6 protein-coding genes are annotated in these 5561 nt (G+C 66.3%); 2 read left to right on the forward strand and 4 right to left on the reverse strand.

The features are described from left to right. From N5E02_RS19825 to N5E02_RS19840, 4 genes are all read right to left on the reverse strand, one after another. A partial coding sequence (locus N5E02_RS19825) for a GNAT family N-acetyltransferase (RefSeq protein WP_139726561.1) occupies positions 1-522 on the reverse strand: 522 nt, incomplete at its 3' end. Positions 523-613: 91 nt separating this feature from the next. Continuing rightward, the gene (locus N5E02_RS19830; RefSeq protein WP_095378490.1) at positions 614-1099 is read right to left on the reverse strand and encodes a DUF3592 domain-containing protein; all 486 of its coding nucleotides are present in this window, start codon (positions 1097-1099) and stop codon (positions 614-616) included. Positions 1100-1119: 20 nt separating this feature from the next. Next, positions 1120-1884 (reverse strand): DUF3592 domain-containing protein, encoded by a 765-nt coding sequence (locus N5E02_RS19835; RefSeq protein ID WP_164214006.1) that lies wholly within the window; start codon positions 1882-1884, stop codon positions 1120-1122. Between the two features lie 83 nt (positions 1885-1967). Continuing rightward, entirely contained in the window at positions 1968-3944 is a 1977-nt protein-coding gene (locus N5E02_RS19840) for a UvrD-helicase domain-containing protein (RefSeq protein WP_095378496.1), read from the reverse strand. 99 nt (positions 3945-4043) lie between these two features. Between N5E02_RS19840 and N5E02_RS19845 the strand changes: the two genes are divergently transcribed. After that, positions 4044-4715, forward strand: a complete 672-nt coding sequence (locus N5E02_RS19845) for an SEL1-like repeat protein (protein WP_005421099.1) — start codon at positions 4044-4046, stop codon at positions 4713-4715. 124 nt (positions 4716-4839) lie between these two features. Continuing rightward, on the forward strand, positions 4840-5460 hold the full coding sequence (locus tag N5E02_RS19850) for a thymidine kinase (protein WP_005421101.1): 621 nt from the start codon (positions 4840-4842) through the stop codon (positions 5458-5460). The last annotated feature ends 101 nt before the right edge of the window (positions 5461-5561 follow it).

Genomic DNA, 5561 nt, shown 5'->3' on the forward strand with positions numbered 1-5561 from the left:
GACCTCCGCCGCTCCCGGCGTGGCATACAGCCGGCTCGGACTGTCCACGCCCGGCAGCTGGATCACTCCGCGCTCCTGCATGCCCAAGCCCAGCAGGATCTTCCCGGACACCACGTTGTCCAGATCGGTAATGCCATACAGATTCCGCAAGCTCAGCGCTCCGCGTGCATGCGCGAACACCGCACGCGCCGCCTCACCGGCGTAGCCCTGCCCGGCAAATTCCGAGAGCACCGCATAGCCGATATCCGGCCCCGGCAGGCCATCACGCCGCACCAGGCCGGCGTTACCCAGCCACGCGCCATCGGCCAGGCGCTCGATCGCATACATGCCGAAGCCGTTCAACGCATAGCTGCGCAGCACGCGCAGCGCGATGTACTCCCGCGCCTGCTCCTCGCTGCGCACGTTGCGATCACCGATGAAACGCAGGAAGCCTGGATCGTTGAGCAGTGCCAGCATCGGCGCAGCATCCCGGTCTGGTTCCAGGCGGCGCAGCCGCAGGCGTTCGCTTTCGATGGGATGCATGGGTGGGCTCCGGAAGGAATACCTCGATTTTGCAACGCCAGCGCCCGCCGTGCAGCACGCTCAGGCCAAGTGGGCCACTACGATGCTCAGCCTAGCCACATGCCCCGTCACGCGGGCCGAACAGGATCGGCCAGTAGCGCACGCACAGGCGATGGACGCATGCGGCGATCAGGCAGAACCCCATGCCCATCAGCGCCAACAGCAGCGGTGCGCCCCAGCGCAATCCCGGGTGCTGGATACGAGCCTTGGAAGGCATGCCGCCGGGATACAGCACCTGTACCTGTTCGCCGACCACGTACAGTGGTGCCCCGGTAGCAAAGGACGCGGTGAACTGAATCATCTGCCCCTGTGCGGTCTGGAACCTCACCACCGGGCGATGCAGGGTGATGTCACGTGCGGGCATCCCCTCCATTTCCGACCGGGCATCCTCTGCCTGGACGGCCACCACCGTTCCGGTTACGGAAACGGCCTTGCGCGCGAAACGCTGGACGTCCACGAACAGCCAGGCGGCGGCCAGAAGGGTCAGCAGGCCCACGGCAAAGAAAAACAGCAAAAAACATCTGAGGAGGGTGGGCATGGTGCTGCCGGGTTGATCGATCAGCGTGCAGGTGCCGGCGCTGATCGAATGAAGGAGGTATCGACATGGTAGTAGCGCGGATTGCCCGGCATGACATGGACATCCAGTTCACGCCCACTCACCTGTGCACGGGGATCGGCCCAGAGATACGCACTGTGGAAGACATGCCATCGAGTGGTTTCAGGATCGCGCCAGGCGCAGACGATGACGAACGGATGCCTTCCCCCCGAAAATACTCCGCGATCGCGCTTGATCGCCCGGACCTTGGCTTGCACCCGTGTCCCGTGGCGAAGGAGCTGCCTGCGCCGCCATGCCCTCGCCGCCTGCGGCAGGCGCAGAAGTCCCGCCGCCAGCAGGAATGGGCCGCCGCCCAATCCCAGTATGACGCTCAGGCCCCAGGGTGATGAGAGCGAACGCACCAGGGCCTTGTCCGGGCGGTCCGGCAGGTACAGCACATCTACATGATCGCCCGTCATGTAGGCACGACGGCTGGTACGACCTGCGAAGAACCGCATCACTTGCCCGCTGCTGGTAGTGAAGTCCACCCAGTACAGGAACTTCACCCCTGAAGTGCGCGAACCACCGCGATCAACGCTGACGGCATCCACATGGGTGATCCTGCCATCGGCAATGACCGCCGCATCGAGGAAGCGCCTGGCCCCAACGTAGGCCAGAAGCGCTGAAACAAGCAGGACCAGGCCCAGCCCGACGAAGGTACGGGTGAGAACAGGAGGGATGTCGTTGGACACGATGAAAGACACGGCGCGCACTTCGGGTGCGCTCACACTAGGCCTTAACCCGATGCAGGCTCAAGGCCAGAAGCGTCAATCGGACGGATTGGAATACCACTTTAGTGGCTTTTCGATCCTCAATCGAACAGCGCCTCGATCGCCGCCAACCCCGCGCTCGCCCGTTCCTTCTTCCGCGCCGCATCCGCCACCGGGTCCGCGCCATCGCGCTGGATCTCCTCGGCCGGGATCTCATCGAAGAACCGGCTCGGCTTCAGCCGCACATGCTCGCCGAACTTGCGCGTGAGCTTGCTGTAACTCATCCACAGCTGGATCTTGGCGCGGGTGATGCCCACGTACAGCAGGCGACGTTCTTCCTGCAGGTTGCCCTCGTCCAGGCTGACCTGGTGCGGCAACACGCCGTCCTCGCAGCCGACGATGAACACGTACGGGAATTCCAGGCCCTTGGAGGCGTGCATGGTCATCATGCGCACCTGGTTGCCGCCCTCGTCCTTGTCGCTGCGCGAGAGCAGCGCCAGCTGGCCGGCCAGGTCGGCGGCGGTGGCACCGCGCGGGCCGCCCTCGAACCACTGCGCCAGTTCCTCGATGTTGTTCGCCCGGCGCTGGTAGCTGGCCTCTTCCTTGGCCTGCTGGCGCAGCTCGCTCAGCAACCCCGATTCCTTGGCCACCTTGCGGATCATGTCGCCGGACGTCACCTGGCGCATCTGCGCCCGCAGGTCGCGCAGGATGTCGGTGAAGCGCGCCAGGCTGTTGGCCGCGCGCGGCGGCAACTGCTGCAGGGCGCCGATGGTCTCGGCCACATGCGCCATCGGCATGTCCTTTTCCTGCGCCAGCTCGGCCAGCCTGGCCAGCGTACCGGCACCCACATCGCGCTTGGGCGACTGCACCGCCCGCATGAACGCGGTGTCATCGTCCGGGTTCACCAGCAGCCGCAGCCAGGCCAGCGTGTCCTTCACTTCCTGGCGTTCCAGGAACATCGTGCCGCCGGTCAGGTGGTAGGGGATGCGCAGCAGCTGCATCGCCTTTTCCAGCGGCCGCGACTGGAAGTTGCCACGGAACAGGATGCAGAAATCACTCCACGGCACGTTGCGCGACTGCGCCACGAAGGCGATTTCGGCGGCGACCTTTTCCGCTTCGTGCTCACTGTTGCGGCACTCCCACACGCGGATGCGCTCACCGTCGGCCTGGTCGCTCCACAGCTTCTTCAGGTGTTCGTGCGGGTTGTTGGCGATCAGCGCATTGGCTGCACGCAGCACGCGGTTGGAGCAGCGGTAGTTCTGCTCCAGCTTGATGATTTCCAGCGTGGGGTAGTCACGCCCCATCTGCTGCAGGTTCTCCGGGTTGGCGCCACGCCAGGCGTAGATCGACTGGTCATCGTCTCCCACGCAGGTGAAATTGCCCTTCTCACCAGCCAGCTGCTTGAGCAGGCGGTATTGCGCGTCGTTGGTGTCCTGGCATTCGTCCACCAGCAGGTAGCCGATGCGCTCGCGCCAGGCCAGGGCGATCTCGGGGTTCTCTTCCAGGATCTGCACCGGCAGGCGGATCAGGTCATCGAAATCGACCGCATTGAACGCGGTCAGCCGCAGCTGGTAGCGCTCGTAGACGCTGGCCGCTTCCTTCTCGCGGTTGCTGCGTGCGGCGGCCATCGCCTGCTCGGGCGACAGCCCGGCGTTCTTCGCGCGCGACACCAGGTTCTTCATGTCCTCGATGTCATCGGGCTTGGCGCCGTGCATCAGGTCCTTGATCTGCGCGGCGGCATCATCGGCATCGAAGATGGAGAAGCCGCGCTTCAGGCCCACGGCGGCATGTTCGATCTGCAGGAACTTCAGGCCCAGCGCATGGAAGGTGCAGATGGTCACCTCGTCGGCGTCCTGCTCGCGCAGGCGCTTGGCCACGCGCTCGCGCATTTCCTTGGCCGATTTGTTGGTGAAGGTGATCGCCGCGATGCGGCGCGCCGGATAGCGGCCACTGCCGATCAGGTGGGCGATCTTCTCCACGATCACCCGCGTCTTGCCGCTGCCGGCGCCGGCGAGCACCAGCAAGGGGCCTTCGATGTGCAGGACGGCGGCGGCTTGGGGGGGATTGAGACCGTGCATGGGGACAGGATTGTAGCGGGGTGCCGGCGGGCCGACCTGACTTGCATGACGCCTGGCCCTAAGGTATTGAGTCGACTCCGGAACACAGGAGCGTGGTCCATGTCCTTGAACATCATCGCCCGCCCGCTGGTGGCTACCCTGCTGGGCCTGCTGGCCGTGCCTGCGGCCGGGTCCAGCCCGGCACCGCCTGCCGACGCCTATGAAACGATCGTGCTGCAGTCGCACGAGTTCCTCGTCTACCATCCGGACCTGCGCTTCCGTGGGCTCGGCATGCAGGCCCGCGAGCGGGGCCGCCACGAAGAGGCCCGCAACGACTTCCGCAATGCCGCGCGCTACGGCGACAAGCTCTCACAGGCAGCGCTGGCCGACATGCTCTGGAACGGGCAGGGCGGTCCGGTCGACCGCGCCCTGGGCTATGCATGGATGGACCTGGCGGCCGAGCGCGGCACCGAGTGGCTGGTGGTACAGCGCGAACGCTTCTGGGAGGCGCTGTCCGCCGACGAGCGCGAGCGCGCGGTACGCGAGGGCCGCGCGCTGTATGCCGAGTTCGGCGACCCGGCCGCGACGCCGCGGCTGGAACGTGAACTGCGGGCCGGCAGCATGCGGCAGACCGGCAGCCGCGCCGGCTGGAACGGCGCCATGCGCAGCCAGGGCCGTGGCGATGCGGGGGCCCGTGTGCTGCAACCGGAAAAGCACCAGTTGGCGCGCTACTGGGACCCGGTGGCCTACCGGCAATGGCAGGACGAGGAGCTGGCCAGATCGGGGCGATGAGCCACGCCTGCCAGGCCATCGTTGCCTCGGCGCTGCTGGCACCGGGGTACGCGACAGCCGGCACGTGATCGCCCGGCCACGGCCGATCCGCGACGGCGGGCCGGGTGGCGACTAGAATTGGCCGATGGCCAAGCTCTACTTCTACTACTCGGCGATGAACGCCGGCAAGACCACCACCCTGCTGCAGAGCGCGCACAACTACCGCGAGCGCGGCATGCGGGTGGCGATCCTGACCCCACGCCTGGACGATCGTGCCGGCGCCGGCGTGGTTGCCTCGCGGATCGGCCTGCGCGCTGACGGCATGGCCTTCGACCGCGATACCGACCTGCAGCGCTGGGTGGAGCAGGATCTGGCAGCCAACGGCCCGATGGGCTGCGTGCTGGTGGACGAGGCGCAGTTCCTGACCCGCGCCCAGGTCTGGCAGCTCAGTGAGGTGGTCGACCAGCTGCGCATTCCGGTGCTGTGCTACGGCCTTCGTACCGACTTCCGCGGCGAGCTGTTCGAAGGCAGCCAGTACCTGCTGGCCTGGGCCGACGAGATGCAGGAGATCAAGACCATCTGCCACAGCGGCAAGAAGGCGACGATGACCGTGCGCGTGGACGAGCATGGCCACGCCGTGCAGGACGGCCCGCAGGTGGAGATCGGTGGCAACGAGCGCTACGTGTCGGTCAGCCGTGCCGAGTTCAAGAAGATCACCCGCGGCGAAGGCCGGATCGATCCGGCGCAGGCGCCCCTGCCGCTGTAAGGGGTGTTCTTTTGCAGGGCTTGCAGCCCTGCACCTGCTTCAAGCCGAAGCAACGGCAACAGCGGGCATTCCGTGGAATGGCGGGGCGGTGTCGGAGTGCG

Origin of the sequence: Stenotrophomonas sp. GD03777, from assembly GCF_029842485.1 — a bacterium.
In the GTDB taxonomy this organism is placed as follows: domain Bacteria; phylum Pseudomonadota; class Gammaproteobacteria; order Xanthomonadales; family Xanthomonadaceae; genus Stenotrophomonas; species Stenotrophomonas sepilia.

Bases quoted from the DNA above. Each gene is read 5' to 3' on its own strand.
- N5E02_RS19830 (WP_095378490.1), bottom strand. From the start codon at position 1,099: ATGCCCACCCTCCTCAGATGTTTTTTGCTGTTTTTCTTTGCCGTGGGC.
- N5E02_RS19840 (WP_095378496.1), bottom strand. From the start codon at position 3,944: ATGCACGGTCTCAATCCCCCCCAAGCCGCCGCCGTCCTGCACATCGAA.
- N5E02_RS19850 (WP_005421101.1), top strand. From the start codon at position 4,840: ATGGCCAAGCTCTACTTCTACTACTCGGCGATGAACGCCGGCAAGACC.
- N5E02_RS19845 (WP_005421099.1), top strand. From the start codon at position 4,044: ATGTCCTTGAACATCATCGCCCGCCCGCTGGTGGCTACCCTGCTGGGC.